Origin of the sequence: Sphingomonas sp., assembly GCF_041661885.1 — a bacterium.
In the GTDB taxonomy this organism is placed as follows: Bacteria; Pseudomonadota; Alphaproteobacteria; order Sphingomonadales; family Sphingomonadaceae; genus Sphingomonas.
Genome location: NZ_JBAZTL010000003.1, coordinates 81,855 through 108,750 on the forward strand (window position 1 = coordinate 81,855; position 26,896 = coordinate 108,750).

Genomic DNA, 26,896 nt, shown 5'->3' on the forward strand with positions numbered 1-26,896 from the left:
ACCTGGCGATGTAGAGAATATGTATCGTATAGGCGTGTCGGGTGACGCTGGCAAGCCATCGCGGATGGGGTGCCGTCGCGCCACGGAACAATCTTGGAGGGATGACGGTCGTGTTTTTGAAAAGCCGGAAAATATGGATGGTATCGTCTTGCTTGTCGCTCCTTGCCGCCTTTGTCGCTGCCGCCGCATGTTCGGCGCAGCCGGAGCAAGCGGGCGTCATCTCGACGCCATCTCCCAGCGCGCCTCCAGTAACCACGCTCCCCGACGATGCGCCCGACGCGACGCTCCCCAACATTCGCGCCACCACTGGCCGCGCCAATTTGGCGCCGACCGCGCCACCCTTCGTAAAGCAAACCATCGGACAATTTGACGAGCCGTTCGCGATTGCGATCCTGCCCGACGGCTCGGCGCTGGTGACCGAGAAGGCGGGCAAGATCAAATGGCGTCGCCCGGACGGGACGATCGCCGATATCGGCGGCGTGCCCAAGGTGCTGAACGAGGGGCAAGGCGGGCTGCTCGATATCGCACCTGCGCCCGATTTCGCGACGAGCAAGCTGGTTTACATAAGTTATTCCGAACCGCGCCCTGGCGGCAGCAGCCTGGCGCTGGCGCGCGGGCAATGGAGCGAAACGGCGCTGACCAATGTGCAGGTGCTGTGGCGCGCAGGCTCAGACGGGGTCGGCGGGCAATTCGGTGCCAACATCCTGTTCGCGCCCGATGGTCAGTCGCTGTATCTGTCGTCGGGCGAGCGCCAACGCTTCACCCCGGCGCAGGACCCCGAGCAGCGGCTCGGCAAGGTTTTGCACCTGACGCTCGATGGCAAGGCGTGGCCGGGCAATCCCGAGTATAAAGCGGGCGGCGCGCGCGCCGAAACGTGGAGCACCGGCCACCGCAACCCTTACGGCATGGTGTTCACCGCCGATGGCCGTTTGTGGGAAGAGGAAATGGGCCCGAGGGGCGGCGATGAGCTCAATCTGATCTTGCCCGGGCGCAATTACGGCTGGCCGATCGTATCCAACGGGGACAATTATAGTGGCAAGCCGATCCCCGATCATCCCAGCCGCCCCGACTTGGAGGCGCCCAAATTGTGGTGGAATCGGTCAATCTCACCGGGCGGGATGATCGTTTATTCGGGCGCGCTGTTCCCGCAGTATCGCGGTAATGTGTTGATCGGCGCTTTGTCGGGCGAGGCGCTGATTCGCGTCTCGGTGTCGGGCGACACCGCCAAGGTCGAGGAGCAATGGGCGATGGGCGCACGCATTCGCGACATCGCGCAAGCCCCTGATGGTGCGATCTGGCTGCTGGAGGATGACGGCGCGTTGGTGCGGCTGACGCCGAAGGGTTAGCGCCGCAACGCCGCGATCCGGGTGTCGGCTTCAGCCACCCCTTCGGCCACGTTCAGCGCCAGATAGCGTGTCCGGGCCTCCCCCCAAAAGGCAAGCGCAGTTTCGTCATCGCCCGTGGCCGCTGCGTGCAACGCGGCACAGCGCAGTGCATTGGCATGTTCCAAGGGGGGCACGCCGCCATGCGGCCGATAAAGGGCGAGGAGTTCGCGGACCGCCCCATCCGCTTCATCGAGCTCGCCCGCCTCGATCAGAATTTCCGCAAGATGGCGGAGCGCATAGCCAAGTGCGAGCGGATCGCCACCGCGCAGCAGCGTGATCGCGCGGCGTTGCTGCACGGCGGCGTCATAATAATCGCCGGCCGCGCGCGCCTGCCGCGCCGCCCGGATATGGGCGGCGGCGTCGCTCATGCGCGCACGATCAGATAGTTCATGCGTGCCGCAGCGATTGGCTTGGCGACATCGTCCTGCCAGGCGGTCGCCTCGACATTGGCGACGCGCCCGCCGAGTCGCGTGACCGATCCCCGCGCGAAGGTCGGTTTTTCGCGGCCACCGCGCATATAATCGACAGTCACGTTGATCGGCTTGATCTGTCCACCGCCGTCCTCGGCTAGCGCACACCGCAAGGCGACGATCGCGGCCATTTCGAGCAAGCCACCAATCGCACCGCCGTGCAAATAGCCTGGCCGCCCGAGCAGTGTGTCGGCGCTCGGCATCAGCAACAGCGTCGGGTCGGTCGCGTCGGCGAGCGTGATCCCGAGCAGATTGGCATAAGGCGGCAGCATCATGCGCGCTCCGCCGACACGTCGGTGAACATGAAGGTGCCCGCGACATGGGCGAGCGGATCGGCGGGATCGCCATCATGCGCCTGCCCGCGCACGAACGAGATCGAGCGGGTGATGCGGTAGCATTCGCCATGCCCGAACACCGTCTTGCCCGGGGTCGCCGGGCGCAGATAATCGATTCGCAAGTCGAGCGTGGCATGGGGGCGAAACCGCCCGAGCCTGGTCCACACCGCCAGGCTCGTCGCCATGTCCATCATCGTCAAGATCGGCCCCGAGGCGAGCACGCCGCTATCGGGATCGCCGATGAGCGCGGTTTGATAGGGGAGCTGAAGCTCGACCCAATCGGGGCCATGCGCGTGGTAGCTGAGCTTGAGCAACCCGCCATGACCGCCCACGCCGTGGCGGATAAAGCGCTGTGGATCGAACAGGGGCGCGGGGTCGGGCATCATCGTCCCTGCGATGTACCGCAATGCAGCATCCGCGCAAGCATGTTGGCGGGCAGGACGTGGTGGGTGACAGGCCGCGCAACGTTACATCGAATTAACTCCGACAGCAGGCGCTGGCGCGTTTAGCCTCGGTGCGGCCGAAACGTTCGGCACAACAGAGTGGGCAAAAAGGGGACGCGCGATGGAGATTTTCAACCTCGATATCAATCAGATCGTCGACCTTGGAACACAGATCGGCACGAGCGGGGCAATCCGTACACTCGAATTGGTCGGCGATGATGTGTTCGACTACATTATCGGTGTCGCGATCCTGATTTATGAAATCTATCCCAATGGGTGAGCGCAGCGCGCTGGATGCGGCGGCGGCGCGGTCTTTTGCAGCCGCCGCCCGTTTTCGGGCGAGCGAACCCTATCGCGCGCTGGAAGCCGCGTTTTCAGGGAATGCGGGGGAAGACGTCGCCGCCACGGTGCTGGGGGATGCAGACTGGGTTGGCGCGCTGATCGCGCCGCTGGTTGCCGCGTTGGCGGAGGATCCGTGGTTTGAGCCTCCCTTTCGGGTCGCCCGCGATGGTCTGCGGATCGGGACGGTGTTGTTCGAAAACGCAGCAGTCTCGATTGCCGCGACGGTGCTGTCGGCGGATGCGCTGGCGGCGTTGCCGCCGCCGCGAACGGTGGTGGTGCCGGGACGGCTGACCTTGACGCGGTACGTTCGCGCCGGGGACGCGCGGCTGAGGCTATGGGATGCGGAGCCGATGGGCGCGGATTTTTCTTCCGAAACCGCGCAGCCATGCCGTGCGGTGCCGCCTGTCGGGCTTGTCGATGGGGCGGTGGTGCGGATCGACGGGCGAACGCGCGGGCATATTCTGACCGACGCGCGCGGTGATGTGGTGACGTTGAACGCGACGATTCGCGCCGCGACGACGCCCTATGCGCGCGAATATGCGATCGAAACCGGCGCGTTGGTGCGCCTTGCCACCAATGATGATCGCGCGGCACGCACGCAGATGCTGCTGGCGTATTTGCGGCTGGCGCAGCGCCCGGGTGCCGAGGAACGCTTTGCCGAGGCGACGCGCGACCCGGCGTTTTTCCTGCGCTGGGGCGCGATGCGCGAGTGGTTGGCGCTCGACACGCGCGCCGCGTTGCCGCGACTGCGCGAAATGGCGGCGGCGGACCCCCATGCCGAGGTGCGCGCGGCGGCGACCGCAACCCTGGCCTTGGTCGCCGAGCGGATGGCCGCCTGATGCCGCGCGTGCTTGATTCGGGCGGTGGGGACGCGATTGGTCTCGATGATCTGGTCGCGGCGCTCGATACGACACCGTTCGATCCGCGTGACGAGGATTCGCTCGCAGCCCTTGGCCCGCTTTTGGCGCGGCTTGGGCGCAATCGTGATTTTCTGGCCGATCTGGTGATTGCCGAACTGGAAGACCGTTGTTCCGGGCAATCGAGCGGCAACAGTTACGGTGCGCAGGTGTTCCTGTTGCGCCCCGCCAATGGCCGCTATGTCGTGCGCGCAAACTTCTGGCCGGCCCGAACCGATGCGGTGGTACGGGCGAGCGGCACCGCGCCGTTCTTTTACGATTTGCCGCACGACCATAATTTCTCGTTCCTGACCGTGGGGTATCAGGGGCCGGGCTATTGGAGCGATTATTACGAATATGATGTGGATGCGGTGACGGGGTTGCCCGGCGAAAGCGCGGGCCTGCGCTTCGTCGAGCGATCGCGGCTCGAATCGGGCAAGGTGCTGCTGTATCGCGCGCGCCGCGACGTCCACGTCCAGCTTCCGCCAGACGCTCTGTCGGTCTCGCTCAATATCCTCACTTATGATCGTGCGCAGCCGTGGTGCGACCAGTTCCGCTTCGATGTCGCGGCGGGCACCATCGCGGAGGGGCTGACAACCGCTCCATCCGAGGCGTTGCTCGCGCTGGCGGTCCATTTTGCGGGGGAGGAGGGTGTCGCCCTGGCCGGGGAGCTGGCGACGCGCCACCCGGCACCGCGGATGCGGGTTACCGCACTGCGCGCGCTGGCATCGCGTGCGCCCGAACGGGATGGGCGGGTCGCGGTGCTGGCGCGCGGGCTGGAGGATCCGGATGGCTATGTGGCGGGCTATGCGCGGCGTGCGATATTTGGTCCATAACGGATTAAAATCACAGCATTTGCATATTTGACCCCTGCTAAACCGACGGGGTGGAACCCGTTCTGGCTTTCGGGCCGCTCCGTCCGGGCCTTGGGGCGGAGGCGGCAAAGCGTGGCTTGTGCTTCGTGCCAGATGGCGCGCGGGCGCGCGCCGGAGTGCGCTTTGCCAGCGCAAGCGTTGGAAAGGCTGGCATACCGGTGCTTGAGGTGGTGGCGGGGGATGACGCAGCGGTGGCAGCGGCGATCGATGCTGGTGCCGATGATGCGGTGGCGCTTTCCTCGAGCGATTCGCTGATCGCGGCGCGGCTTGCGGCGCTGGTGCGGCGTGGATTGGGTCGGGTCCGGCTTGGCCCGCTGGAAATCGATCGAGTCGAGCGGCGTGTGGCGCGCGCGGGACGCACGCTCGATCTGCTGCCGCGCGAATATCGCTTGCTGCTGCATTTGGCCGAACGGGCCGGGCAAGTGGTGCCGCATGACGATTTGCGCCGGGCGGTATGGGGGCTGGCCTTCCATCCGGGCACCAATGTCGTTGCGGTCCATGTGTCACGGTTGCGCGCCAAGCTGGATCGGGGTTTCGAGGTTCCCTTGCTGCACACCGAAAAGGGCTTTGGCTATCGGCTTGCCGTGCCCGAAAGCCCGGTATAACTTCGCGTTTCAAAACGAAACCAAAATAGCCGGTGAGAGGGCCCTGATATGTCGCACCCGAGCGTTCACGCGCGGACCGATCCTGCGAAACCGGCGCTGATCGTCGCGGAGACGGGCGAGACGATCAGCTTCGGCGCACTCGACGCACGCTCCAATCGCGCGGCGCAGGTGTTCCGCGCGCGCGGGTTGAAGGTTGGCGACACGATCGCCTTGTGTTTGGAGAACACACCCGAATTTTACGACATTGCCTGGGGCGCGCAGCGCGCCGGGCTGTTCTTCGTGTGCATCTCGACCAAGCTGACCGCGCCCGAAGTCGATTATATCCTGCGCGATTCGGGGGCGGCGCTGATCGTGCTGTCAGCCAGTCTGGCGAATGTGGCGGTGGGGCTGACAAGCGACCTCGAACGGTTTTCGGTCGGCGGCGTTATCGAGGGCTGGGAAGCGTGGGAGGCCACCGTCGCCGCGATGCCCGATACGCCGATTGCCGATGAGCGCGCCGGGATCGACATGCTCTATTCCTCGGGCACCACCGGTCGGCCCAAGGGCGTGCGCGTCGCCTTGCCCGAGGACCCTGACATTGCGGGTGCGACCGTGCTCGAAATGCTCGCGCGCGGGCTTTACGGCCTTGGCCCCGACAGCATCTATCTCAGCCCCGCGCCGCTCTATCATGCCGCACCCTTGCGCTGGTCGATGACGGTGCAACGGCTGGGCGGCACGGTGGTGATGATGGAGCATTTCGACCCCGAACGCGCGCTTGCCGCGATCGAGCGCTATCACGTCAATGCCAGCCAATGGGTGCCGACGCATTTCGTGCGGATGCTGAAGCTCGATGACGCGACTCGCGCCCGTTATGACCTGTCGAGCCTCAAGGTCGCGATCCATGCGGCGGCGCCGTGCCCGGTGCCGGTGAAGGAAGCGATGATCGCCTGGTGGGGGCCGGTGTTGTACGAATATTATGCCGGATCGGAGGGCAATGGCCTGACCACGATCGCCTCGCCCGAATGGCTGACGCACAAGGGTTCGGTCGGCAAGGCGGCGTACGGCGTGCTGCACATCTGCGATGAACAAGGCGAGGATTTGCCGCCGGGTGCCGAAGGGCTGGTCTATTTCGAAGGCGGCGGCGCGTTCGAATATCATAATGATCCCGCCAAAACCGCCGAGGCGCGCAATGCGCGCGGCTGGTCGACGCTTGGCGATATCGGGCGGATCGATGACGAAGGGTATCTCTACCTCACCGATCGCAAGAGCTTCATGATTATCTCAGGGGGCGTGAACATTTATCCGCAGGAAATCGAAAACCGGCTGATCACGCATCCGCGCGTCGCCGATGTCGCGGTGATCGGCGGGCCCTGCCCCGAAATGGGCGAGCGCGTCGTGGCGGTGGTCCAGCCGGTCGACATGGTCGAGGCGGGCGAGGCATTGGCGGCGGAATTGACCGCGTGGTGCCGCGCCGAACTGTCGGGCGTAAAAACCCCGCGCCAGATCGATTTCGCAGCGGAATTGCCGCGCCATGCCACCGGAAAATTGTACAAAAGGCTGCTTCGCGACCGTTATTGGGGCGAAACCGGGAGTAAGATCGTATGAACGACCGCGTCACGACCACCATCACGCACCACATCGCCGATGTGCGGCTCACCCGCGCCGACAAAATGAACGCGATCGACCCGGCGATGTTCGAGGGAATTGGCGCGGCGATCGATGCGCTTGGCCCCCGCAAGGATGTGCGCGCGGTGGTGCTGTCGGGCGAGGGCAGGGCGTTTTGCGCGGGGCTCGACATGACCAGCATGGCGGGCGGTGGCTCTGGGCTGTCGCGCGTCGATCGCAACGCGCAGGGCGCGATCTTGCCGCAGCATGTGACCTGGGGTTGGCGCAATCTGCCGGTGCCGGTGATCGCGGCAGTGCATGGCGTCGCCTTTGGCGGCGGCTTCCAGATCATGTCGGGCGCGGACATCCGCATCGCGGCCCCGGCCACGCGCTTCTCTATCCGCGAGCTTTATTGGGGGCTGGTGCCCGACATGGCCGGCTTCCCGATCTGGCGTGGGCTGGTGCGCGACGACGTACTGCGCGAGTTGATTTACACCGCGCGGGAATTCGATGCCGAGGAAGCACTGCACCACGGCTTCATCACGCGCATTGCCGAAGACCCGCACGCCGCCGCAATGGCGCTGGCGCACGATATCGCCGCCAAGAGCCCCAATGCGATCCGCGGCGCCAAACGCCTGTGCAACATGGCGTTCGATGCCGATCCGCTGGCGATGCTGGAGGCCGAGACGCGCGAACAGGTCGCGGTGATCGGCCAGCCGCCGATGATGGAGCAGGTCGCCGCCAACATCCAGAAGCGCCCGGCGGTGTTCCATGACGCGGATTAGGGACGATGTCCTTTTGGGGAGGCCCCCTCAAATTCCGTTCGGGCTGAGCTTGTCGAAGCCCTGCTCTCCCCAGGCGCAGCGATCGCGGGGGGAGAGGTGCCCTTCGACAGGCTCAGGGCGAGCGGGGAAGAGGGCGGCTTTCCCCTCGACGGAAGGGGAATAATACCGTCCGCAGCTTCCCCCTCACGCGCGGATGCGGTGCGCCTCCAGCCCGGCGCGGAATTCGGGCGGTAACTCGGTCAGGCCGCCGCTGGCGCTCATCACCAGCACCACGTCGGCGGTGGCGATGCACTCGCCCTTCTGGAACGCGGCGGCGAGGATGCTCCAGCTTCGCTTGCCGATCTCGCCAATCCCGCTGGCGATCTCGACATCGTCGGGGAAGAAACCTTCGCCCAGATAATTGATTTCCAGCTTGGCGACGAGCCAGCGATGGCCCGACCATCCGGTCAAGTTCATCGCGCGGTTGAAGCGCACGCGCCCGCTTTCGAACAACCCCGCCATTGCGACATTGTTGATATGGCCGAGCACGTCGAGATCCTGGAAGCGCGTCTGGATCGTCTCGCAATGTGGATAGCTGGCGGGATCGAGGCGATGGGGGGCGGGGCGGGACATTAAAGTTCCTTATTCCCCACCCGCTTGCGGGAGGGGTTAGGGGAGGGGCGTGGGGGCAAGCGCGGAGAGGGCCTTTTTGCCCTCCCCCAGCCCCTCCCGCGAGCGGGAGGGGAGACTTACCGCGGCGCCATACGGATCGCGCCGTCCAGGCGCACATCCTCGCCGTTGAAATAGCTGTTCTCGACCATCGCCAGCGCGAGCTTGGCATATTCCTCGGGCTTGCCGAGCCGCTTGGGGAAGGGCACCGAGGCGGCGAGATTGTCCTTCACCTGTTGCGGCGCGCCCTGCATCAACGGCGTCTCGAAGATGCCGGGCAGGATGGTGTTGACGCGAATGCCTTCGCCCATAAGGTCGCGCGCGATTGGCAGCGTCATGCCGACGACACCGCCCTTCGACGCGGAATACGCCGCCTGGCCGATCTGCCCGTCTTCGGCGGCGACGCTGGCGGTCATCACGATCGCCCCGCGCTCGCCATCTCCACCGGGTTCCAGCGTCAGCATTCCGGCGGCTGATTTGGCGACGCAGCGGAAGGTGCCGACCAGATTGATCTGAATGAGCCAGTCGAACGCCGCCAGGCTGAAATGCTTGATGCTGCCATCTTCCTTGGAGCGGCTGGCGGTTTTCATCGCATTGCCGGTGCCAGCGCAGCAGACCAGCACCGATTCCTGGCCGTGCGCGGCGCGCGCTTTGGCGAAACCGGCGTCGACCGATTCCTCGGAGGTGACGTTCACTTCGCAGAACACACCGCCGATTTCGGCGGCGACGGCCTCGCCTTTTTCGGTCTGCAGATCGAAGATCGCGACCTTCACCCCCTTGGCGGCCAGCGCGCGGGCGGTCGCGGCTCCCAGGCCGGAGGCCCCGCCGGTGACGACGGCGGCCTTGGTGGAATCGAGATTCATGGTGGTTCTCCCTTGTTAGAAGCCCCTCCTCTTCAGGGGAGGGGGTGGGGTGGGGCCGTGCCTGACACGCAAGGCCGGAGTCGTGGAAATGCCCCACCCCCAACCCCTCCCCTGAAGAGGAGGGGCTTTACGGTATTAAACCCGCTCGATGATCGTCACATTGGCGATGCCGCCGCCTTCGCACATCGTCTGCAGACCGTAGCGCCCGCCCGATTGTTTCAGCGCGTGGACCAAGGTCGCCATCAATTTGGTACCCGAGGCCCCTAGCGGATGGCCAAGCGCGATCGCCCCACCATTGACGTTCAACTTGGCATGGTCTGCGCCGACATGCTTCAGCCAGGCGAGCGGCACCGGCGCGAAGGCTTCGTTGACTTCGTACAGGTCGATATCGTCGATCTTCATGCCCGCGCGCTGCAAGGCACGGTCGGTGGCGAACAGCGGTTCCTCGAGCATGATGACCGGGTCGCCCCCGGTCACCGTCAAATTCACGATCCGCGCGATGGGCGTAAGGTTGTGCGCTTTCAGCGCCGCTTCGCTGACGATCATCACCGCGCTCGCGCCGTCGCAAATCTGGCTGGCATTGGCGGCGGAAATGCTGCCGCCTTCCTGCAGCAGCTTGACCGAGCCGATGCTCTCCAGTGTCGCGTCGAAGCGGATGCCTTCGTCGGTGGCATGGGCGACGACACCTTCGGGCGTCTCGATATCGAGCGCGATGATCTCATCGGCAAAGGCGCCGCGCTCGGTCGCGGCGGCGGCGCGGCGGTGGCTTTCGAGCGCGAAGGCGTCGAGCTGGTCGCGGTCGAAACCATGTTTCTTGACGATCATTTCGGCGCCCATGAACTGGCTGAACATGATGCCGGGATATTTCTCGTCGAGCCGGGGGGATTTGTAATGGCCCAGCCCCTCTTTCATGAACAAGGTTGCGGTGCTGCCCATCGGCACGCGCGTCATGCTCTCCACGCCCGCCGCGATGACGATGTCCTGCGTGCCCGACATCACCGCTTGCGCCGCGAATTGCATCGCCTGCTGCGAGGAGCCGCATTGCCGGTCGATCGACACGGCGGGTACGCTGTCGGGCAGGTTCTTGGCGGCGAGCACGGCGTTGCGGCCAACTTGCCCGGCCTGTTGCCCGCCCTGCATCACGCAACCCATGATGACGTCATCGACCGCAGCACCATCAATTCGGGTGCGGGTGACGATGACATCGAGCACGGCGGCGGCCATGTCGACCGGGTGCCAACCGGCGAGTTTGCCGCCACGCTTGCCACCGGCGGTGCGAACGGCGTCCACGATATAAGCCTCGGCCATGCTCGACTCTCCATATCCGTTGTTATTTGCAACCTCTCTTGCCGTGATCCGCGGCTCTCGGCAAGGTGGTTTGCATACCGGATGATCGAAAGGATGGGGTAATGGAGGTAAGCGAGGCGATCGCGGCGCGGCGGTCGGTGCGCGGTTTTCGGGACGATCCGGTCGATCCGGTGGTGCTGCACGGCATCGTGACCAAGGCGGCGCGCGCGGCGACCGGCGGCAATTTGCAGCCGTGGCATATCGACGTGCTGATCGGCGATCCGCTCGCCCGGCTTAAGGCGGCGGTGCTGCACAAGCTCCAATGGGGTCAGCCCGAAACCCCGGCTTATGACATTTACCCAAAGGAGTTGGTCGCACCGTACCGCGACCGGCGTTTCTCGGTGGGGGAGGCGATGTACGCCAAGATCGGCATCCCGCGTGAGGACAAGGCGGCGCGGCGCTTATGGTTTGCGCGCAACTTCCAGTTCTTCGGGGCCCCCGCGGCACTGTTCTGCACGGTCGACCGGCGAATGGGGCCGCCACAATGGGCCGATCTCGGCATGTATCTGCAGAACGTCATGCTGCTCGCGGTCGAGGCGGGGCTGGCGACCTGCGCGCAGGAATGCTGGGCGATGTATCCCGACACGGTGCGTGAGGCGATCGGCATTCCGCCCGAACGGATGCTGTTCTGCGGCATGGCGATCGGGTTCGAGGATAAAGAAGAGCCCGCGAACCGCTTGCGCAGCGCACGGGCTCCGGAAGGGGAGTGGCTGAGGATCTGGGATTAATTCCCTTTCCCTTTGGGAGAGGGAAAGGGAAATCAGCCTGCCGCTGGCGAACGACGGCCACCGCCGCCGCCTGCCGGACGGCCCTGGCCACCCGAGCGACCGCCACCCGGACGACCGAAGCCGCCACCCGGGCGACCCTGGCCACCGGGGCGGCCACCACCTGCCGGACGACCGGCACCTTCGGGACGGGCGCCAGCCGGACGGCCAGCGCCAGCCGAACGGTCACCGGTCGGGCGTGCCGTATGCGTCGCCTTGGGCGGTGCGCGGTGACGGCCCGAATCATCGCGGCGCTCGAACGTGTCGGAACCCGCCGGGCGCGCGGCCTTGATGCGCGCTGCTTCGGCAAGGAAGCCTTCGGGAAGCTGCATCATCTCGGGCTTGACGCGCGTCAGCTTCTCGATGTCGCGCAGGTACGTCCGCTCATCATCCGCCACGAAGCTGATCGCGGTGCCCGATGCGCCGGCGCGCGCAGTGCGACCGATGCGGTGGACATATTGCTCGGGCACGTTGGGCAGCTCGAAGTTGAAGACGTGGCTGACGCCCGACACGTCGATCCCGCGCGCGGCGATGTCGGTCGCGACAAGCACCTTGGCCTTGCCCGACTTGAACTCGGCGAGCGCGCGTTCGCGCTGCGGCTGGCTCTTGTTACCGTGGATCGCGTTGGAGACAATGCCATTGGCACCGAGCAACTTCACGACGCGGTCGGCACCATGCTTGGTGCGGGTGAAGACGAGTGCGCGCTCAACCTTCTCGTCGCGCAGCAGGATCGTCAGCAGCGCCTGCTTCTCGCCCTGGTTGAGGAAGGTGACGAACTGATCGACGCGCTCGGCGGTGCTCGATGTTGGCGCGACCTTCACCGTCTTGGGATCATTGAGGAACTGGTTGGCCAATTCACGGATCGCGTTGGGCATCGTCGCCGAGAAGAACAAGGTCTGGCGCTGCTTGGGCAGCATCCGCACGATCTTGCGCAGCGCGTGGATGAAGCCCAAATCGAGCATCTGGTCGGCTTCGTCGAGCACGAGGATTTCGAGCATCGCAAGGCTGACGAAACGCTGCTCGATCAGATCGAGCAAGCGGCCGGGCGTGGCGACGAGTATATCGACGCCGCGCGCCATATCCTGGCGATTCTTGTTGATGCTGGTGCCGCCGAACACGGTTGCGACCGACATCTTGGAGAATTTGCCATATTCGCGGGCGCTCTCGGCGATTTGGCTGGCCAGTTCGCGCGTCGGGGCGAGCACCAGCATCCGGCAATGCGTCGGCAGTACGCGCTTTTCATTGTTGACGAGTTGCTGGATCGACGGGAGCACGAAGGCCGCCGTCTTGCCGGTGCCGGTCTGTGCGATGCCGAGCAGATCGCCGCCTTCGAGCAGGATCGGGATCGACTGCTTCTGGATCGGGGTAGGGGTGGTATAGCCCTTGGCTTCGAGCGCGCGGACGAGCGGCTCGGCGAGGCCGAGTTGTGCGAAAGTCATAATGGTTCAGTCCATTGCATGTGCCACGGACGCGCGTTTTGGACGCACGGATGGCGGGGGGAGGATGACACCCCGCGTGAAAAGGGAAGTCCGTTGGATAACGACCGAGGCGGAGCTTGGGCTGCCGGTTAACGGCATACCTAATCACGCTGCATGACGCCTCGATGCCGCGCCTATGCCTGCTGCAGTGCGGAAAGTCAAGGTGGTGGAGGCTGGGGCGCAACGCGGAGGTGCGCTCTAGGCAATCGCACCGAATAACGCCTGTGATTGGTCCTATCGCCGTCACCCCGGCCTTGTGCCGGGGTCCACTTCGCGGCGACCGCGCCCTACATTGCTGGCGGTATCGGCCGCTGCCGGGTGGACCCCGGCACAAGGCCGGGGTGACGGCGGGCGTTGTGGTGCTGCGCCAATCGCGCCCTACCGCTCATACGCCTTGGGCAGTGCGCCTTCCTGCGGCACCAGATACCGCTCGCGCAAAGCATCCTGCCGGGTGCGCAAGGGTTGCTTGACGCCGTCGATATAGACCGCCGCCACTGCGGTGCCAAGTTCGAGCGGATCGCCGTCCCAGATCACCACATCGCCGCGCCGCCCGGCCTTGAGCGAGCCGATCTCCCCGCCAAGGCCGATCGCCTCGGCGGGTGCGGAGGTGATCGCCGCGAAGGCGGCGTTCCAGTCCAGCCCGGTCGCGCCGGGCACCCTGGTCAGCGCGACGAGGTTGCCGGCATATTGCTTCTCGCGTCGCGCCTGGCGCGCTTCGTCGTCGTTGATCGTGCCGATGCCGACCAGCACGCCCGCCGCCTTCAGCCGCCCGACATTCGACTGGGTCGCGCCGAGCTGGTCAAACGATTCGGGCAGATCGTTCAGTGCCGAAGCGATGACGGGCACGCGCGCGGCGGCGAGTTGCTCTGCGATCAGCCACCCTTCGGACGCGCCGACGAACACCAGTTTCAGCGCGGGAAAATCGCGCCGGAGTTCGATCAGCGCCAGCATGTCCGCCGCACGCTCGACATGGACGAGCAAGGGCACACGGCCACTCGCCACCGGCACCAGCGCCTCGGCATCGGCGCGCGTCAGCAGCGCGTCCTTGCCCTGATCGGCATAATGCGCTGGGTCGCGGGCATAAGCGCGCGCCTGGGCGATGGCGTTGCGGAAGGCGGTGAGCGCGGCGGGGCGGCTGCCCCCGGCGGCGCGACCGCCATTCTCGCCATATTCCATGAACTGGAAAGCGCGCGCCTTGGTAATGGGCGTGCGGTCGGCACCAAGATCGATCACGGCGCCCTGTCCGGCGAAGATCGACCCGGCATTGTCGGGTGCGACGATCGCGCGCGTCACGCCCTCGGCGCGGTTGAGCGGGATCGAGGAGGTGGCCGGGTTTACGGCAGGCGCAATGTCGATCGCGGCGTGGAACGGGCTGGTGCGTGCGCCGGCATCGTTGGTTTCATCAACGCCATCGACTTCGATGATGCCCATGCGCGTGAACCCCGCGACGATACCGGGGGTGACCCAGCGGCCACCGGCATCGACCGTGGCGATGCCGGTTGGCACCGCAACCGTCTTGCCCGCGGCAACCACGCGACCGTCCCGGACGACGACGGTGCCACCCTCGATCGGCGCGGAGCCATCCCCGATGACGAGCTTGGCATTGGTGATGGCGACCGATTGGGCGGCGGCGGGCGCGGCGAGGAAGGCGGCGCTGAGCAGCAGGAGGCGCTTCACTTGGTATCTCCCGCACCGGGTTGGCCGAGTTCGAAATCGGAAACGGGCCGTCGTTTCGGATCATTGGCATCATAGAGCAACGCCCCGTCGATCCACACCTTTTCGGGCCGGGTATAGGCGCTGAACGGGTTGCCGTTCCACAACACCACATCGGCCATCTTGCCGGGTTTCAGGCTGCCGGTCTTGTCGGCGATGCCGAGTGCCTTGGCCGGGTTATAGGTCAGCCATTCCCACGCGACCGCATCCGAAATGTCGATACCGGCATGGCGACCCGAGGCGAGCGCCTTGGCCACTTCCTGGTTGAGGCGCTGAATGCCGTTGGCGTCGTCCGAGTGGATCATCGCGCAGGCGCCGTTCTTCTGCAGCAGCGCAAGGTTCTCGCCGATTGCGTCGTAGGATTCCATCTTGAAGCCCCACCAATCGGCCCAGACGGCGGCGCAGGTGCCGTTTTCCTTCAGCAGATCAGCAATCTTATAGGCCTCCACCGCGTGGTGGAAGGCGCTGACATGATAGCCAAATTCCTTGGCCATATCCATGACGATGGCCATTTCATCGGCGCGGTAGCAATGGTTCTGGACGAGGATTTCGCCGGCCAGCACGCCGCGCAGCGTATCCATCGCAATGTCGCGCGCGGGTGGCTCCCCGCCGTCCTTTTCATATTTGTCCCACTTGCGCTTATATTCCACCGCGCGTGCCCAGGTCTGACGATCGACCGCGATGTTGCCCATGCGGGTCGAGGGTTCGCGGCCCTTGCTGCCATAAACGCGCTTGGGGTTCTCGCCGCACGCCATCTTCAGGCCATAAGGCGCGCCGGGGAATTTCATGCCCTGTTCGGTGCGGGCATAGACATTCTTGACGACGACCGAGCGACCGCCAAACAGATTGGCCGAGCCCGGCAGGATCTGCAACGTGGTGACGCCGCCATTGACAAGCGCGCGGCTGAAGCCCGGGTCCTGCGGCCACACGCTATGTTCGGCCCACACTTCGGCGGTGACCGGGCTGGTCGCTTCATTGCCGTCGGAATTGGCCTGCACGCCGGGCGAGGGGTAATCCCCCAAATGGCTGTGAATATCGATGATGCCGGGGGTGAGCGTCTTGCCGGTGCCATCGATAACGGTCGCGCCCGCCGGAGCCTCGACGCTCTGGCCGAGCCCCACGATCTTGCCATCGGCGAACAGCACCGAGCCATTGTCGATCCGCCCGCCCTCGCCGTCGAAGATGGTGACATGCGTCACCAGCGTCGGCACGCCGGGATAGGCCTTGTAGGTCGAAGGGAAGGGATCGTGCGCATAGCCCTTGCCCGCGCCAGGGCCGGCCTTGGTCGGGGGCGCCGATGCGCTGCCAGGCTTTGCCCCGCCATCGCTGGCGCAACCCGCGAGCAGCGCCGATGCCGCCACCGCGCCCAGCAACACCCGCAGGCCCGCGGGCAGGATTCGATCCGCCATGAAATTCCCCTTTGCGCCGCGATCGGCTTGGTTTTGCCCAACTTTCTCGCGCAACATTCCGGGATTGTCGGAGCCTGTCAACCACGCAAAGGCGGCGCGACCGATGCGGCGTGGATCGCTTTCGCGCTGAAAGGAAAACTTGGCGGCGCTAAAGATCAACGCAATTGAATGCATATTAATTTAGTAGAGATTGATGTGGTGCCTGGGGGGCAGCGGCGCGGATGCCGCTGGCTGGGCCGAGATTTCAAGGAGATTCGACAATGAAGAAGGTTTTGGCCCTGACGCTGACGGCCGCGATGGCGCTTTCGCTGGCGGCGTGCGGCGGCGGTGGCGGCAACACCAGCGCGGTGGCGAATGAAGATCTGGCGCTCAACGACACGCTCGGCAATGACGCGTTCGGCAATGACACCATCGGCAATGACGCGGTGATCGACACAAACGCAGCCGATACCAATGCCGCGGCTGTTGCGGGCAACGCGCTCTGACCTGACTTTCCTCCTATAGTGGATTCAGACACGCCGGGTTTGCTCCCTAGGCGCACCCTCAGGCCCGGCGGCACCACCGCCGGGCTTTTTGTTTTTTGGCGGTGGGGGCGTCCTTTTGGGAGCGATGTGCCCTCCAAAAAAGGGGCGCAGCTTTTGCCGCGCCCCTCCGATAACGTTATCGATGTCGATTAACGGTGACGAACCTGGCCCTTGGTTTCGTCATTGCTGAGGGCTGCGCCCGCAAGCGTGGCGATCTGCGCCTTGGTCGGCGTCACCCGTCCGGCGAGAACGTTCGAGGCCAGCGTGGAGACCTTCGGAGATGTCTGTTTCTTTGGGGTAGGCATTTGTTAGAACCTTCTTTATAGCGTCAAATTAGACATGCAACGCGAGTTGCGTTATAGAGAAGGTCACTGAGACACCCGGCAAGGCGTCCCAGTGACCGGTATCACTGCCCTAATAAGAGCAGTGGGAAGGGGATCGGCGGCAACCGAACTAACTTCCCAAAGGGATGCACTAAGATCCCATCTTACCCTTCTGCGGGGTCCGAGCACCCCCGCTGTGCTGACACACAGTTTAAATGACGACCCGTAAGCCCTGATGGGCTTGCGGGCGTCACCCCGTGCAATGAACCCACCGCACGTGGTAGTGCCAATCTACAGCAATTGAATACAAAGGCAAGTACTGTATCTTGATTTGTATGTTCTGGATTGTATTCTGTCGGTGAACCTACTCGTGGAGGCCTATGTGGAAGACGTGCCAGCCCAGAACCCTGTTCAACTCCGTGATCATCTCGCGGAGCGTTTGCGTGTCGTCGAGCAGCGTATCTCGGAACTTCATCATGAGCGCGAGACGCTAAAGAGCGATCTCCAAGTGACGGAGCAGTTCATCACCGTATGGAGGCGTACGAATAACGTACAGGGTCCGCCAGGCCGGACGGAAGCGACGATCTACCAGGTCTCAAGCGAAGTGCCGCCTCCTGTGCGAAAGCCGAAAAATCCACCGCGCGAGGCAGTCCTAGATGTCGTGCTGAAAATCATTTCAGCTCGTGGTACGCCCGTAAGTCGTAGCGACCTGTACGATGCTCTGCAATCTCACGGTATCCGCTTGTACGGAAAAGATCCGGTGATGGTTCTCAGTACGATGCTCTGGCGTTCACAGGATCGTATAGTGCGGCTGGGCAGCAAGGGATACTGGTTCAAAGATCGCCCTTATCCGCCTGCGAGCTACTACCCCGAGACGGAAGACCTCGTCGGCGTAGCCGACACTGAGCCTGAGGACGGCGTGATCGAGGACCCAGAGGATGACACCGAAGTAACTTCGCGCGAGGATTGAGCGGTGCAACGGGTTGCACGATGGGCAGAAGACTTTGGAAAGAAATAAGAAGTCTGGCGGAGCTTCAGGTTTGTAATCAAGTCGTCGGAACGGCCGTTTTACCCCGATCAAACAGTTTGAAGCAGCCGTTCGAGCCGTCGAAAGGGCTTTTTCTATCCGCCCCCTGGCGTGGGTCGCAGCCGTGCGGTGGACCCCGGCCCAAGGCCGGGGTGACGGTTGTGGGGGAGGCTTCCTCCTATAAAGATCGCCCGATCAGTTCTTTTACGATTTTGTTCTAGCCCCGCAAATGCGCGTCACGCGTGGCGCGGCAGGATCGGCGTGGGCAATGCGACTGGGCCCCGGCCTTCGCCGGGGAAGCGGTGGGTTGGTTTGGCCGCTCGCCAGCGCTATGCGCGGGGCACGTTGGTCGTGGGTATGACGCGCGCGGAAGCGGTTGCGCGGGCGACGCAGCGATGATCAGCGTCGAACAATTCGCCTTCAAGGAAGGCAATCGTTTTTCCCATCTGAACAATGCGGCCAACCCCCGTAAACGCGCCAGGGCGAGCGGGTGCGAGGTAGCTGACGTGGAGATCGATCGTCGCGCAATACTGCGTGCCGTTTGATTTTACGAGAATCGTGGGTCCGAGTGTGTCGTCCAGCATCGCGGCGACAAAGCCGCCTTGGATGGTGCCGCCTGGATTGCAGAAGGCTGGCTTCCCCTCCATCGCGACCCGCACCGTTCCGGTGTCGGGGTCCGCTTCGATCAGTTGCCAGCCCAGTGTTTCGGCACAGGGCGGGCGCGCGAAGGTGTCGAAAACGCTCATTCTTTTCCCCTTGCTATGCGGGGCAAGTCTCCGCTGGCGGTCGGGCCCAGCCGCGCGGTGGACCCCGGCACAAGGCCGGGGTGACGGCTGTGGCGCGGTGGCTCCCCTACAAAGACCGCCCGATCAATTCCTTCATAATCTCGTTGGTCCCCCCGAAAATGCGCGTTACGCGGGCGGCGCGCCAGGCGCGGGCGATGGGGTATTCGTTCATATAGCCAGCCCCGCCATGCAATTGCAGGCAGGCGTCCATCACTTCCCATTGCAGATCGGTGTGCCATAATTTGGCGGCGGCACCTTCTTCGTTGGTCAGCTCGCCCTTCAAATGGCGCGCGATTGCCCAGTCGAGATGCGCCCAGCCGACTTGCAGCTTCGCCTTCAACCCGGCGAGGACGAAGCGGGTGTTCTGGAAATCGAACACCATGCCGGCAAACGCCTTGCGCGTCTTGGTGAACTCGACCGTCTCGTCGAACGCCTTTTGCGCCGAGGCCTGGACCGAAACCGCGATCGAGAGGCGCTCCTGCGGCAATTGGCTCATCAAATAGATAAAGCCCTTGCCTTCCTCGCCCAGGCAATTGGTCATCGGCACGCGCACGTCGTTGAAGAACAGTTCGGAGGTATCGGCGGCGTCCATCCCGATCTTGTCGAGCTTGCGGCCCTTCTGGAAGCCTTCGCGCTCGCTTTCGACCAGGATGATCGACATGCCCTTCCAGGCGGGCTTGGCATCGGGATCGGTCTTGGCGACGACCAGCGTCAGATCGGTATTCTGGCCGTTGGTGATATAGGTTTTGGAGCCGTTGATGATGTAGTGATTGCCGTCCTTCTTGGCCGTCGTGCGGATCGCCTGCAGGTCGCTGCCGGTGCCGGGTTCGGTCATGGCGATGGCGGTGATGGCCTCGCCCGAGACCATCTTGGGCAACCACTGTTTCTTCTGCCCTTCCGAGCCATAGCTTTCGATATAACCCGCGACGATATCCGACTGGAGCGAGAAGCCTGCGGGTACGCCATTATACGCCATCTCCTCATCGACGATCGCGTTATAGCCGAAATCAAGCCCGAGCCCGCCATAGGCCTCGGGCGCGGTCGGGCAGAGCATCCCGATGGCGCCGGCCTTGATCCAGAAATCCTTGGGGACGAGCTTGTCCGCCTCCCACTGCGCGACGTGCGGCACGCCTTCCTTTTGCAGGAAACTGCGCACGGTCTGGCGGAACGCCTCATGATCCTCAGTATAGGCAAAGCGGCCGGCGACGGAATCGAGCGTCATGTCAGGTCTCTCCGATAACAGTTGTCGTCTGCAACTCTTTCCGCAGGTGTGCGGTGAGGTGACGCTTTCGTCAAGCGGGTTGCGCTCGACACGCCCGGTGGGTCGGCTATGTTCGGGCAAAACGGGAGAGCTTCATGAAACTGGCCAGTCTCACATCGGGTCGCGACGGGAAACTCGTCGTCGTGTCGAACGATCTCGCCTGGTATGCCGATGCCGCGCACATCGCGCCGACGCTGCAGGCAGCACTTGACGATTGGGACCGGTTGCTGCCCGATTTGCAGAATTTGAGTACCGATCTGGAACATGAAATGATCCCGATGCGGCGTTTTCACGAGCATCAGGCGGCGTCACCACTTCCGCGCGCGTATCAATGGGCGGACGGATCGGCTTATGTGAACCATGTCGCTTTGGTGCGGCAGGCGCGCGCGGCGGAGCTGCCCGACAGCTTCTGGCATGATCCGCTGATGTACCAGGGTGGTTCGGATGGGTTCCTCGGCCCGCGCGCGCCAATCCCGCTGGCGGACGAAAGCTGGGGCTGCGATTTCGAGGGCGAAGTGGTGGTGGTGACCGGCGACGTGCCGCAGGGCGCGAGTCGCGAAGCGGCGCTGGCGGCGGTGCGACTGGTCGGGCTGACCAACGATGTGAGCTTGCGCAACTTGATTCCGGGCGAACTCGCCAAGGGCTTCGGCTTCTTCCAGTCCAAGCCCGCCAGTGCTTTCTCGCCGGTGTTCGTCACGCCCGATGCGCTCGGCGAGTGGTGGCAGGACGGCAAATTGCACCGCACGCTGAATGTCGATCTCAACGGCCAGCCGTTTGGGCGGGTCGCCTGCGCGGTCGACATGACCTTCGATTTCGGCACGCTGATCGCCCATGCCGCCAAGACGCGCGCGCTGGGCGCTGGGACGATCGTCGGCTCGGGCACCGTCTCCAACCGTGATGCGGATGGCGGCCCTGGCAAGCCGATCGCCGAGGGTGGCGTTGGTTATGCGTGCCTCGCCGAGCTGCGCACGGTCGAGACGATTCTGCGCGGCGCGGTGGAGACGCCGTTCCTGAAAGCGGGCGATACCGTGCGGATCTGGGCCGAGGACGACAAGCATCACCCGATCTTCGGGGTGATCGAACAGACGGTGGGGTGAACGCGTAAGCTCAGTGGAAATCGTGGCTGCGGATCGGGATGACCGGTTCCGGCTCGCCGCCCGCCATCCGCCGTTCGCGCGGGTCGCTCTCGCCGATTTGGCGCAGCAAGAGCGTGAGATCGGTGATGCGGTCCGCGATCAGGTGGATGACCCCGCTTTCGCTTTGCACGCGGCCGCTGACGCTGAGCATCGTCGCCGCCATGACGGTGCGGCGCTGCGCTTCGAAGCGATCGGGCCACAGGATCGCGTTGGCGATGCCGGTCTCGTCCTCCAGCGTGACGAACACCACGCCCTTCGCACTGCCCGGGCGTTGCCGCACGAGGATGAGCCCCGCCACCTCGACGCGGGTGCCGTCCTTCAGCCGCGGGAGATCGCCGCAGCGGGTAATGCGGCGGCGGTCCAGTGCGCCGCGCAGGAAGCTGACCGGATGCGCGCGCAGCGACAATTGCGTCGCGCGGTAATCCTCGACCACCTCCCGCCCTGCGGTGAGCGCGGCGAGCGTGACGCTGGGTTCGCGGGGGGATTCGATCGCGGTGAAGAGTGGCAACGGCTTTTGCCCCAACGCCTTCACCGCCCATAGCGCCTGGCGGCGGTCGAGGCCGAAGCCGTGGAACGCATCGGCCTGGGCGAGTTTTTCGAGCGTCAGCAGCGAGACGCCCGCGCGCCGCCAAACATCCTCGATCGAGCTGAACGGGCGCGTTGCGCGGGCGATGAGGATGCGCCCGGCATCCTCGCCCGACAGGCCGAGCACGATGCGCAGGCCCAGGCGGAGAGGGTATTTTCCCTCCCCTCCCGCATGCGGGAGGGGATTGAGGGGTGGGCGCCCGACCTCCACGAGCGCTGCGCTTGAGGATAGCGCGTGCCCACCCCTCGGTCCCTTCCCGCATACGGGTGGGGAGGAAGAAGGCAGTAAGATCGTATCCCAATCGCTGCGATTCACGCAGACCGGCTCGATCACCACGCCATGTTCGCGCGCGTCGCGGACGATTTGGGCGGGGGCGTAAAAGCCCATTGGCTGGGCGTTGAGCAGCGCCGCGCAGAAGATGTCGGGGTGGTGGCATTTGAGCCAGGCCGAGGCGTAAGCGATCTTGGCGAAGCTCGCCGCGTGGCTTTCGGGGAAGCCATAGCTGCCAAAGCCCTCGATCTGCTTGACCAGCCGCTCGGCGAAATCCTGGCTGATGCCGTTGGCGCGCATCCCTTCGATCAGCGGATCGCGGAATTTGCCGACGCCGCCGGTCATCTTGAAGGTCGCCATCGCGCGGCGCAGCCGGTCGGCTTCGCCCGCGCTGAACCCGGCGCCGAGAATCGCGACTTGCATCGCCTGTTCCTGGAACAGCGGCACGCCCAGCGTCTTTTCCAGCACTTCGCGCAATTTGGGGCTGGGATAGTCGATCGCGACCTTGCCGATGCGGCGTTGTTCTCGGCGTTTGAGATAGGGGTGGACCATGTCGCCCTGGATCGGCCCCGGACGCACGATCGCCACCTGGATCGCGATGTCGTAGAAATTTTCGGGGCGCATCCGCGGCAGCATCGACATTTGCGCGCGGCTTTCGATCTGGAAGGTGCCGAGCGTGTCGGCCTTTTGAATCATCGCATAAGTGGCGGGGTCGTCCTCCTGCATTTCGGCACTGTCGAGCCGCAGGTCGATGCCCTTATGATCGCGCAGCAGATCGAAACAGCGGCGCAGGCAGCCGAGCATGCCGAGACCCAGGATATCGACCTTCATCAGCCCGATTTCCTCGACATCGAGCTTTTCCCATTCGACCACGCGGCGATCGACCATCGCGGCGGGTTCGACCGGCACCAGATCGTCGAGCCGGTCATGCGCGAGCACGAAGCCGCCGGGGTGCTGCGACAGATGGCGCGGCGTGCCGATCAACTGCGTGGCGAGCTCGAGCGTCAGCGCAAGACGCGGCTCGCTCGCGTCGAGGTTGAGTGCGGCGACATGCTCCTCGGGCACGCCGTCATTCGACCAGCCCCAGATTTGCGAGGCGAGTGCTGCGGTCATGTCCTCGGGCAAGCCCAGCGCCTTGCCGACGTCGCGCACCGCGCCGCGCGAGCGATAGCGGCTGACGACGGCGGTGAGCGCGGCGTGGTTCCGCCCATAGGTGTCGTAGATCCACTGGATCACTTCCTCGCGCCGTTCATGTTCGAAATCGACGTCGATATCGGGCGGTTCGTGGCGTTCGGTGGAGATGAAGCGTTCGAACAGCAGCTTGTGCTTGACCGGATCGATCGAGGTGATGCCGAGCACGAAGCAGATCACCGAATTCGCCGCCGATCCGCGCCCCTGGCACAAAATGCCCTGGCTGCGCGCGTAGCGCACGATCGAATTCACCGTCAGGAAATAGGGCGCATAGCCCATATGCGCGACCAGGCCGAGTTCGTGTTCGAGCAAGCTGGTATAAGCGGGTGGGGGCGTGCCGTCGAAGCGCTCGGCGAGCGCGGAGCGCGCCATCGTCGCCAGCGCCTCCTGTGGGGTGCGCTGGGTCATTACGATCTCGTCGGGATAGCGATACTGGTCCTTCAAGGCGCGCAAGCTGAAGGTGCAGCGCTCGACGATCGCGGCGGCGGCGGCGAGCGCGCGTGGGTGCAGCCTGAAGCGGCGCGCCATTTCGGCGGGGCCTTTGAGATGGCGGTCGGCGCTGCGTTCGCGGGCATGGCCGAGCGCGTCGATCGTCGAGCGGTGGCGGATCGCGGTGACGACATCCTGCAGCATCCGCCGCTCGGGCACGTCATAGAGCACGTCGCCGGTGGCAAGCGGAGTCAGGCCGAAGTGCCGGGCGTGCGCGTCGAGCGTGTGGAGCCGCTGCGCATCGCCGGGGCGGCGGTGCTGCGTCAGGCAGAGATGGCCGCGCGTGCCGAACACGTCCGCCATCCAGCGCAACGCCTGATCGTCTTCGGCGAAGGTCTCGGTCAGGCCGGGGACGAGCGCGGCGACCAGCCCTTCGGCATGGGTCGCGACATCCTCCCAATGCAGGAAGCACTGCCCTTTCTCTCCCTTTTGCGGATCGGCGCGGCCCTTGCCGAGCGTCAGCAGCCGGGTGAGGCGGCTCCAGCCGGCGCGATCCTCGGGCCAGACCAGCACCGATGTGCCATCGACCAGATCGAGCCGACAGCCTGCGACCAGCCGGATTGGGCGGATCGCCGACATCTGTTCGGCCGCGACCAGCGCGCGCACCACGCCGCCGACCGAATTGCGATCGGTAATGCCGAGCGCGGGCATTCCGGCGATGGCGGCGGCCTGAAACAGATTCTCGGGCGAGGACGCGCCGCGCAGGAAGCTGTAATGCGTCGTCACCTGAAGCTCGCACCACGTCACCCGAACGATCCGTGCATGAACCAGGCGAGATCGCCCGTCTCGCCGCGTTCGCCATCGCCGCGACGGAACAGCCAGAAACGCTGCCCGGCCTCATCCTCGACCTGGAAATAGTCGCGCACGCTGTGCCGCTCGCTGCCGCGCTTCCACCATTCGCCGAGGATGCGTTCGGGGCCGTCGGCGCGGACCACGCGGTACGCCATGCCGCGCCAGGTGAAGCGCTTGGGCGGCTGATCGGGCAATTCGGCGAGAACATGGTCGAGCAATTCGGGCCGCCGCAACAGCCGCACCGGGCGCGGCCAACGCGGATCCCAGGGATGCAGCGCGCGCGAGCGATCGAGCTGGCGGACATCGTCGGGCTTGCTTTTGGACGCGGCGCGGGGCGGTGGATCGAGCGGCGGGGCGGCGGCGACCGAGCGTTCGGGCACGTCGCTTTCGACCGGCACGCTGCGCCACAGCGCGCCCAGGCCGATGCGGTTGGCGAGCGTGTCGATCAGCGGTGCGAGATCGGGCGCGCGGTCTTCGAGCGTTTCGGCAAAGGGTTCGGCCCCGAGCGGATCGGCGCGGCGGACGTGGAGCGCGAGCGCATCGATGCCATAACCCGGCGCGATTTCCTCGATCCGGCGCACGATCAACCGCAACAGATGCGCGCCGTCGCGGGTCGGGCGGGCGAGGCCGATGCGCAGGCGCTGCGGCACGCCATCGATACGATCGGCGACCAGATCGATCACGCGCGCGCCGAGCCCCGCTTGGGCGAGCGCGGTGACGAGGCGCGGCATCAGCACGTCCAGCCAATGCGCGATGGCTTCCGCAGTGGCGATCGGTTCGGCGAAGCGCTGCACGACGGCGATCGCTTCGGGCGGGATGACGGGATCGAGCGGTTCCGCCAGCCGCCCCGATGCCTGATCGAGCCGCGCGATGAGCGTGCCGCCGAACCGGCGCGCGAGCGGGGCGCGGGGCAAGGCGGCGAGCTGACCGATCGTCTCGATCCCCAGCCGCTTGAGCACGTCGCGGGCGCGCGGTTCGAGCCGCAGCGCGGCGGTTGGGAGCGGGGCGATGGCGTCGAGGTGTGCGCCGGGCGGGCAAATCTGCGGGGCGTAGCGCGCGAGCGCCCAGGCCGCGCCCGGCGTATCCGCCACGGCAATGCGCGCGGTGAAGCCGTGCCGCTTTAGCAACGCCACAATCCGCCGTGCCATGCGGGTTTCACCGCCGAACAGATGCGCAGTGCCGGTGATATCGAGGAACAGCCCGTCTTCGCCCGACGGCATTACCACCGGGCACCAACGCCGCGCCGCGAGTGTGGCGAGGCGCAGCAACGCGGCGCGGTCGCCCTCCGGGTCGGCGGGGCGGATGTCGAGTCCGGGCACCAGCGCCCGCGCCTGCGTCACCGCCATGCCGGGTGTGAGCCCGAGCGCGCGTGCGGCGGGACAGGCGGCGGCGATGAGGAGCGCGTTGCCGGATTGGAGGCTGGTGATGATAGGCTTGTCCGTCACCCCGGCCTTGTGCCGGGGTCCACCCATCACCGCATCCTGCCGTCCGAGGAGCGGAGTGGACCCCGGCACAAGGTCGGGGTGACGGAGCGGCATGGTGGCAGGAGGCGCGGCTTTTCCTCCCCTCCCTGGAAGGGAGGGGGTAGGGGGTGGGTTGGCCCGTAAGCGGGCGGACGGACTGCCATCAGCCGACCCACCCCCGGCCCCTCCCTTCCAGGGAGGGGAGGCAGAAGGGGGCCCGGCGCGACGATTATGGGGGGACGCATCGGCATTTTCGGTCCGCGCCCAGCGCGCGGCGGGACGCCAGCCACCACCGCGCGGCACCGAACAGGCGACGGCTTGTTCCTGCGCGGCGATGGCATTCAGCGGGGCGGTGTCGACCGGCGCGCGCTCAGGCGGCGTGGCGATACGCTCGGCCTGCGCCAGCCGTTCGATCGGCCAGTCGGGCAGGTAGAGCGAGGCGACCCGTTTCATCGCATGCCTCCATCGTCCAGTCGGCGGGTTCGCCGCCGCGTTGGCGGACCAGCTCCACCCGCCAACGCGCCCGCCCGACTCCCGCCGCGCCGACCGGCAGCGGGGCGGAGGGGGCCGCCGCAATGCGCCAGCGCGTCACGGCGGCGGACGGTACGGCGAGCGGATTTCCGCCGCCTTTATCGGTCGCCGCGCGGGCATGGCGCTTGAGCAGCAAGGCGATGGTCTTGCCGCCCTCCGCCGCCAGTTGCAGCCGCCTTGTATTGGGCATCGCCGCGCGCTTCACTTCGCCGACCACGGCACCCAGCCCACGGTGGCGCAGGCCTTCTTCCATCAAGGCGAGCAGTTCGGCATCGTCGGCGGCCTCGGCATAGATCAGCCGTTCGGGCGCGAGCCCGGCCTGGTAGAGTCCGGGCGCGAACAGATCACGCCGCCGCACCACCCACAGCACCGGCCCCCAGGCACGCGCCGCGATTCCGGCCATGAACAGCGTCGCGGCGGCATCGTCTGACGGGGCTGCGCTGGCGGCGGCAATCTCGTGGAGCGAATCGAGCCGGAGGCCACCGGGGGCCAGCTTCTCGTCAATCGCGCCGATTCCAAAGGGCAGCACCGGGCGACGGCGCAACCCGTCGCGTTCCACCTTCTTCAGGCTTTCGC

Annotated in this window: 26 protein-coding genes; 11 read left to right on the forward strand and 15 right to left on the reverse strand. The window is 65.5% G+C overall.

Annotation, left to right across the window (positions count from 1 at the left end; all coding sequences use genetic code 11):
- Window positions 1-137: 137 nt before the first annotated feature.
- Window positions 138-1,346 carry a PQQ-dependent sugar dehydrogenase gene (locus WC704_RS06845; protein WP_372889174.1) on the forward strand — a complete coding sequence of 403 codons (1,209 nt, stop codon included), beginning with the start codon at window positions 138-140 and terminating at the stop codon, window positions 1,344-1,346.
- Here WC704_RS06845 and WC704_RS06850 read toward each other — a convergent pair.
- Genes WC704_RS06850 through WC704_RS06860 form a run of 3 tightly spaced genes read right to left on the reverse strand, consistent with a single transcriptional unit; the run spans window position 1,343 to window position 2,576 of the window.
- Entirely contained in the window at window positions 1,343-1,753 is a 411-nt protein-coding gene (locus WC704_RS06850) for a hypothetical protein (RefSeq protein ID WP_372889175.1), read from the reverse strand. The two genes, WC704_RS06845 and WC704_RS06850, sit on opposite strands and share 4 nt — an antisense overlap.
- Complete coding sequence (locus WC704_RS06855; protein ID WP_372889539.1) at window positions 1,750-2,127, reverse strand: PaaI family thioesterase; 378 nt, start codon at window positions 2,125-2,127, stop codon at window positions 1,750-1,752. Before WC704_RS06855 ends, WC704_RS06850 begins: the two co-directional genes overlap by 4 nt.
- Window positions 2,127-2,576: a PaaI family thioesterase gene (locus WC704_RS06860; protein ID WP_372889540.1), complete on the reverse strand. Its 450-nt coding sequence runs from the start codon at window positions 2,574-2,576 to the stop codon at window positions 2,127-2,129. Before WC704_RS06860 ends, WC704_RS06855 begins: the two co-directional genes overlap by 1 nt.
- A 178-nt stretch (window positions 2,577-2,754) precedes the next feature.
- On the opposite strand from WC704_RS06860, the gene WC704_RS06865 reads away from it, so the two are divergent.
- Genes WC704_RS06865 through WC704_RS06890 form a run of 6 tightly spaced genes read left to right on the forward strand, consistent with a single transcriptional unit; the run spans window position 2,755 to window position 7,720 of the window.
- Window positions 2,755-2,913, forward strand: coding sequence for a hypothetical protein (locus WC704_RS06865; protein WP_372889176.1), 159 nt, complete (start codon window positions 2,755-2,757; stop codon window positions 2,911-2,913).
- On the forward strand, window positions 2,906-3,814 hold the full coding sequence (locus WC704_RS06870; RefSeq protein WP_372889177.1) for a hypothetical protein: 909 nt from the start codon (window positions 2,906-2,908) through the stop codon (window positions 3,812-3,814). The genes WC704_RS06865 and WC704_RS06870 overlap by 8 nt, the downstream gene beginning before the upstream one ends.
- A complete protein-coding gene (locus tag WC704_RS06875; RefSeq protein WP_372889178.1) occupies window positions 3,814-4,707 on the forward strand; it encodes a transposase in 894 nt (297 codons plus the stop codon). Before WC704_RS06870 ends, WC704_RS06875 begins: the two co-directional genes overlap by 1 nt.
- Window positions 4,708-4,757: 50 nt before the next feature.
- Window positions 4,758-5,351: a winged helix-turn-helix domain-containing protein gene (locus WC704_RS06880; RefSeq protein WP_372889179.1), complete on the forward strand. Its 594-nt coding sequence runs from the start codon at window positions 4,758-4,760 to the stop codon at window positions 5,349-5,351.
- A 48-nt stretch (window positions 5,352-5,399) separates the two neighbouring features.
- Entirely contained in the window at window positions 5,400-6,935 is a 1,536-nt protein-coding gene (locus WC704_RS06885; protein WP_372889180.1) for an acyl-CoA synthetase, read from the forward strand.
- Window positions 6,932-7,720, forward strand: a complete 789-nt coding sequence (locus WC704_RS06890) for a crotonase/enoyl-CoA hydratase family protein (protein ID WP_372889181.1) — start codon at window positions 6,932-6,934, stop codon at window positions 7,718-7,720. The genes WC704_RS06885 and WC704_RS06890 overlap by 4 nt, the downstream gene beginning before the upstream one ends.
- 183 nt (window positions 7,721-7,903) lie before the next feature.
- On the opposite strand, the gene WC704_RS06895 is transcribed toward WC704_RS06890, so the two are convergent.
- The 3 genes from WC704_RS06895 to WC704_RS06905 form a co-directional block, all read right to left on the reverse strand.
- Window positions 7,904-8,332 carry an acyl-CoA thioesterase gene (locus WC704_RS06895; protein ID WP_372889182.1) on the reverse strand — a complete coding sequence of 143 codons (429 nt, stop codon included), beginning with the start codon at window positions 8,330-8,332 and terminating at the stop codon, window positions 7,904-7,906.
- Window positions 8,333-8,448: 116 nt separating this feature from the next.
- Window positions 8,449-9,231, reverse strand: coding sequence for an SDR family NAD(P)-dependent oxidoreductase (locus tag WC704_RS06900; protein WP_372889183.1), 783 nt, complete (start codon window positions 9,229-9,231; stop codon window positions 8,449-8,451).
- Window positions 9,232-9,366: 135 nt separating this feature from the next.
- Entirely contained in the window at window positions 9,367-10,539 is a 1,173-nt protein-coding gene (locus tag WC704_RS06905) for an acetyl-CoA C-acetyltransferase (protein ID WP_372889184.1), read from the reverse strand.
- 101 nt (window positions 10,540-10,640) lie between these two features.
- Between WC704_RS06905 and WC704_RS06910 the strand changes: the two genes are divergently transcribed.
- Window positions 10,641-11,306 (forward strand): nitroreductase, encoded by a 666-nt coding sequence (locus tag WC704_RS06910; protein WP_372889185.1) that lies wholly within the window; start codon window positions 10,641-10,643, stop codon window positions 11,304-11,306.
- A gap of 32 nt (window positions 11,307-11,338) precedes the next feature.
- On the opposite strand, the gene WC704_RS06915 is transcribed toward WC704_RS06910, so the two are convergent.
- The 3 genes from WC704_RS06915 to WC704_RS06925 form a co-directional block, all read right to left on the reverse strand.
- A complete protein-coding gene (locus WC704_RS06915) occupies window positions 11,339-12,781 on the reverse strand; it encodes a DEAD/DEAH box helicase (protein WP_372889186.1) in 1,443 nt (480 codons plus the stop codon).
- Between the two features lie 417 nt (window positions 12,782-13,198).
- Window positions 13,199-14,497: an amidohydrolase family protein gene (locus WC704_RS06920; protein ID WP_372889187.1), complete on the reverse strand. Its 1,299-nt coding sequence runs from the start codon at window positions 14,495-14,497 to the stop codon at window positions 13,199-13,201.
- A complete protein-coding gene (locus WC704_RS06925; RefSeq protein WP_372889188.1) occupies window positions 14,494-15,942 on the reverse strand; it encodes an amidohydrolase family protein in 1,449 nt (482 codons plus the stop codon). Before WC704_RS06925 ends, WC704_RS06920 begins: the two co-directional genes overlap by 4 nt.
- A 260-nt stretch (window positions 15,943-16,202) precedes the next feature.
- Here WC704_RS06925 and WC704_RS06930 point away from each other — a divergent pair, with 260 nt between their 5' ends.
- Window positions 16,203-16,427 carry a hypothetical protein gene (locus WC704_RS06930; protein ID WP_372889189.1) on the forward strand — a complete coding sequence of 75 codons (225 nt, stop codon included), beginning with the start codon at window positions 16,203-16,205 and terminating at the stop codon, window positions 16,425-16,427.
- Between the two features lie 188 nt (window positions 16,428-16,615).
- Here WC704_RS06930 and WC704_RS06935 read toward each other — a convergent pair whose 3' ends face one another.
- A complete protein-coding gene (locus WC704_RS06935) occupies window positions 16,616-16,771 on the reverse strand; it encodes a hypothetical protein (RefSeq protein ID WP_372889190.1) in 156 nt (51 codons plus the stop codon).
- Between the two features lie 376 nt (window positions 16,772-17,147).
- Between WC704_RS06935 and WC704_RS06940 the strand changes: the two genes are divergently transcribed.
- Window positions 17,148-17,759 (forward strand): hypothetical protein, encoded by a 612-nt coding sequence (locus tag WC704_RS06940; protein WP_372889191.1) that lies wholly within the window; start codon window positions 17,148-17,150, stop codon window positions 17,757-17,759.
- Window positions 17,760-18,145: 386 nt separating this feature from the next.
- On the opposite strand, the gene WC704_RS06945 is transcribed toward WC704_RS06940, so the two are convergent.
- Together WC704_RS06945 and WC704_RS06950 are read right to left on the reverse strand one after the other, a co-directional pair.
- The gene (locus WC704_RS06945; RefSeq protein ID WP_372889192.1) at window positions 18,146-18,562 is read right to left on the reverse strand and encodes a PaaI family thioesterase; all 417 of its coding nucleotides are present in this window, start codon (window positions 18,560-18,562) and stop codon (window positions 18,146-18,148) included.
- Between the two features lie 106 nt (window positions 18,563-18,668).
- Window positions 18,669-19,823 (reverse strand): acyl-CoA dehydrogenase family protein, encoded by a 1,155-nt coding sequence (locus tag WC704_RS06950; RefSeq protein WP_372889193.1) that lies wholly within the window; start codon window positions 19,821-19,823, stop codon window positions 18,669-18,671.
- A gap of 134 nt (window positions 19,824-19,957) precedes the next feature.
- Here WC704_RS06950 and WC704_RS06955 point away from each other — a divergent pair, with 134 nt between their 5' ends.
- Entirely contained in the window at window positions 19,958-20,959 is a 1,002-nt protein-coding gene (locus WC704_RS06955; protein WP_372889194.1) for a fumarylacetoacetate hydrolase family protein, read from the forward strand.
- A 10-nt stretch (window positions 20,960-20,969) separates the two neighbouring features.
- Here WC704_RS06955 and WC704_RS06960 read toward each other — a convergent pair whose 3' ends face one another.
- Genes WC704_RS06960 through WC704_RS06970 form a run of 3 tightly spaced genes read right to left on the reverse strand, consistent with a single transcriptional unit; the run spans window position 20,970 to window position 26,879 of the window.
- The gene (locus WC704_RS06960; RefSeq protein WP_372889195.1) at window positions 20,970-24,260 is read right to left on the reverse strand and encodes an error-prone DNA polymerase; all 3,291 of its coding nucleotides are present in this window, start codon (window positions 24,258-24,260) and stop codon (window positions 20,970-20,972) included.
- A gap of 17 nt (window positions 24,261-24,277) precedes the next feature.
- Window positions 24,278-26,242 (reverse strand): DUF6504 family protein, encoded by a 1,965-nt coding sequence (locus tag WC704_RS06965; protein ID WP_372889196.1) that lies wholly within the window; start codon window positions 26,240-26,242, stop codon window positions 24,278-24,280.
- Window positions 26,160-26,879 (reverse strand): ImuA family protein, encoded by a 720-nt coding sequence (locus tag WC704_RS06970; protein ID WP_372889541.1) that lies wholly within the window; start codon window positions 26,877-26,879, stop codon window positions 26,160-26,162. Before WC704_RS06970 ends, WC704_RS06965 begins: the two co-directional genes overlap by 83 nt.
- Between the last annotated feature and the right edge of the window lie 17 nt (window positions 26,880-26,896).

What these genes read in the sequence shown, in the direction of transcription:
- WC704_RS06845 (WP_372889174.1), top strand. Translation starts at nt 138, where the DNA reads ATGGTATCGTCTTGCTTGTCGCTCCTTGCCGCCTTTGTCGCTGCCGCC.
- WC704_RS06850 (WP_372889175.1), bottom strand. Translation starts at nt 1,753, where the DNA reads ATGAGCGACGCCGCCGCCCATATCCGGGCGGCGCGGCAGGCGCGCGCG.
- WC704_RS06855 (WP_372889539.1), bottom strand. Translation starts at nt 2,127, where the DNA reads ATGCTGCCGCCTTATGCCAATCTGCTCGGGATCACGCTCGCCGACGCG.
- WC704_RS06860 (WP_372889540.1), bottom strand. Translation starts at nt 2,576, where the DNA reads ATGATGCCCGACCCCGCGCCCCTGTTCGATCCACAGCGCTTTATCCGC.
- WC704_RS06865 (WP_372889176.1), top strand. Translation starts at nt 2,755, where the DNA reads ATGGAGATTTTCAACCTCGATATCAATCAGATCGTCGACCTTGGAACA.
- WC704_RS06870 (WP_372889177.1), top strand. Translation starts at nt 2,906, where the DNA reads ATGGGTGAGCGCAGCGCGCTGGATGCGGCGGCGGCGCGGTCTTTTGCA.
- WC704_RS06875 (WP_372889178.1), top strand. Translation starts at nt 3,814, where the DNA reads ATGCCGCGCGTGCTTGATTCGGGCGGTGGGGACGCGATTGGTCTCGAT.
- WC704_RS06885 (WP_372889180.1), top strand. Translation starts at nt 5,400, where the DNA reads ATGTCGCACCCGAGCGTTCACGCGCGGACCGATCCTGCGAAACCGGCG.
- WC704_RS06890 (WP_372889181.1), top strand. Translation starts at nt 6,932, where the DNA reads ATGAACGACCGCGTCACGACCACCATCACGCACCACATCGCCGATGTG.
- WC704_RS06895 (WP_372889182.1), bottom strand. Translation starts at nt 8,332, where the DNA reads ATGTCCCGCCCCGCCCCCCATCGCCTCGATCCCGCCAGCTATCCACAT.
- WC704_RS06900 (WP_372889183.1), bottom strand. Translation starts at nt 9,231, where the DNA reads ATGAATCTCGATTCCACCAAGGCCGCCGTCGTCACCGGCGGGGCCTCC.
- WC704_RS06905 (WP_372889184.1), bottom strand. Translation starts at nt 10,539, where the DNA reads ATGGCCGAGGCTTATATCGTGGACGCCGTTCGCACCGCCGGTGGCAAG.
- WC704_RS06910 (WP_372889185.1), top strand. Translation starts at nt 10,641, where the DNA reads ATGGAGGTAAGCGAGGCGATCGCGGCGCGGCGGTCGGTGCGCGGTTTT.
- WC704_RS06915 (WP_372889186.1), bottom strand. Translation starts at nt 12,781, where the DNA reads ATGACTTTCGCACAACTCGGCCTCGCCGAGCCGCTCGTCCGCGCGCTC.
- WC704_RS06925 (WP_372889188.1), bottom strand. Translation starts at nt 15,942, where the DNA reads ATGGCGGATCGAATCCTGCCCGCGGGCCTGCGGGTGTTGCTGGGCGCG.
- WC704_RS06930 (WP_372889189.1), top strand. Translation starts at nt 16,203, where the DNA reads ATGAAGAAGGTTTTGGCCCTGACGCTGACGGCCGCGATGGCGCTTTCG.
- WC704_RS06935 (WP_372889190.1), bottom strand. Translation starts at nt 16,771, where the DNA reads ATGCCTACCCCAAAGAAACAGACATCTCCGAAGGTCTCCACGCTGGCC.
- WC704_RS06945 (WP_372889192.1), bottom strand. Translation starts at nt 18,562, where the DNA reads ATGAGCGTTTTCGACACCTTCGCGCGCCCGCCCTGTGCCGAAACACTG.
- WC704_RS06950 (WP_372889193.1), bottom strand. Translation starts at nt 19,823, where the DNA reads ATGACGCTCGATTCCGTCGCCGGCCGCTTTGCCTATACTGAGGATCAT.
- WC704_RS06955 (WP_372889194.1), top strand. Translation starts at nt 19,958, where the DNA reads ATGAAACTGGCCAGTCTCACATCGGGTCGCGACGGGAAACTCGTCGTC.
- WC704_RS06965 (WP_372889196.1), bottom strand. Translation starts at nt 26,242, where the DNA reads ATGAAACGGGTCGCCTCGCTCTACCTGCCCGACTGGCCGATCGAACGG.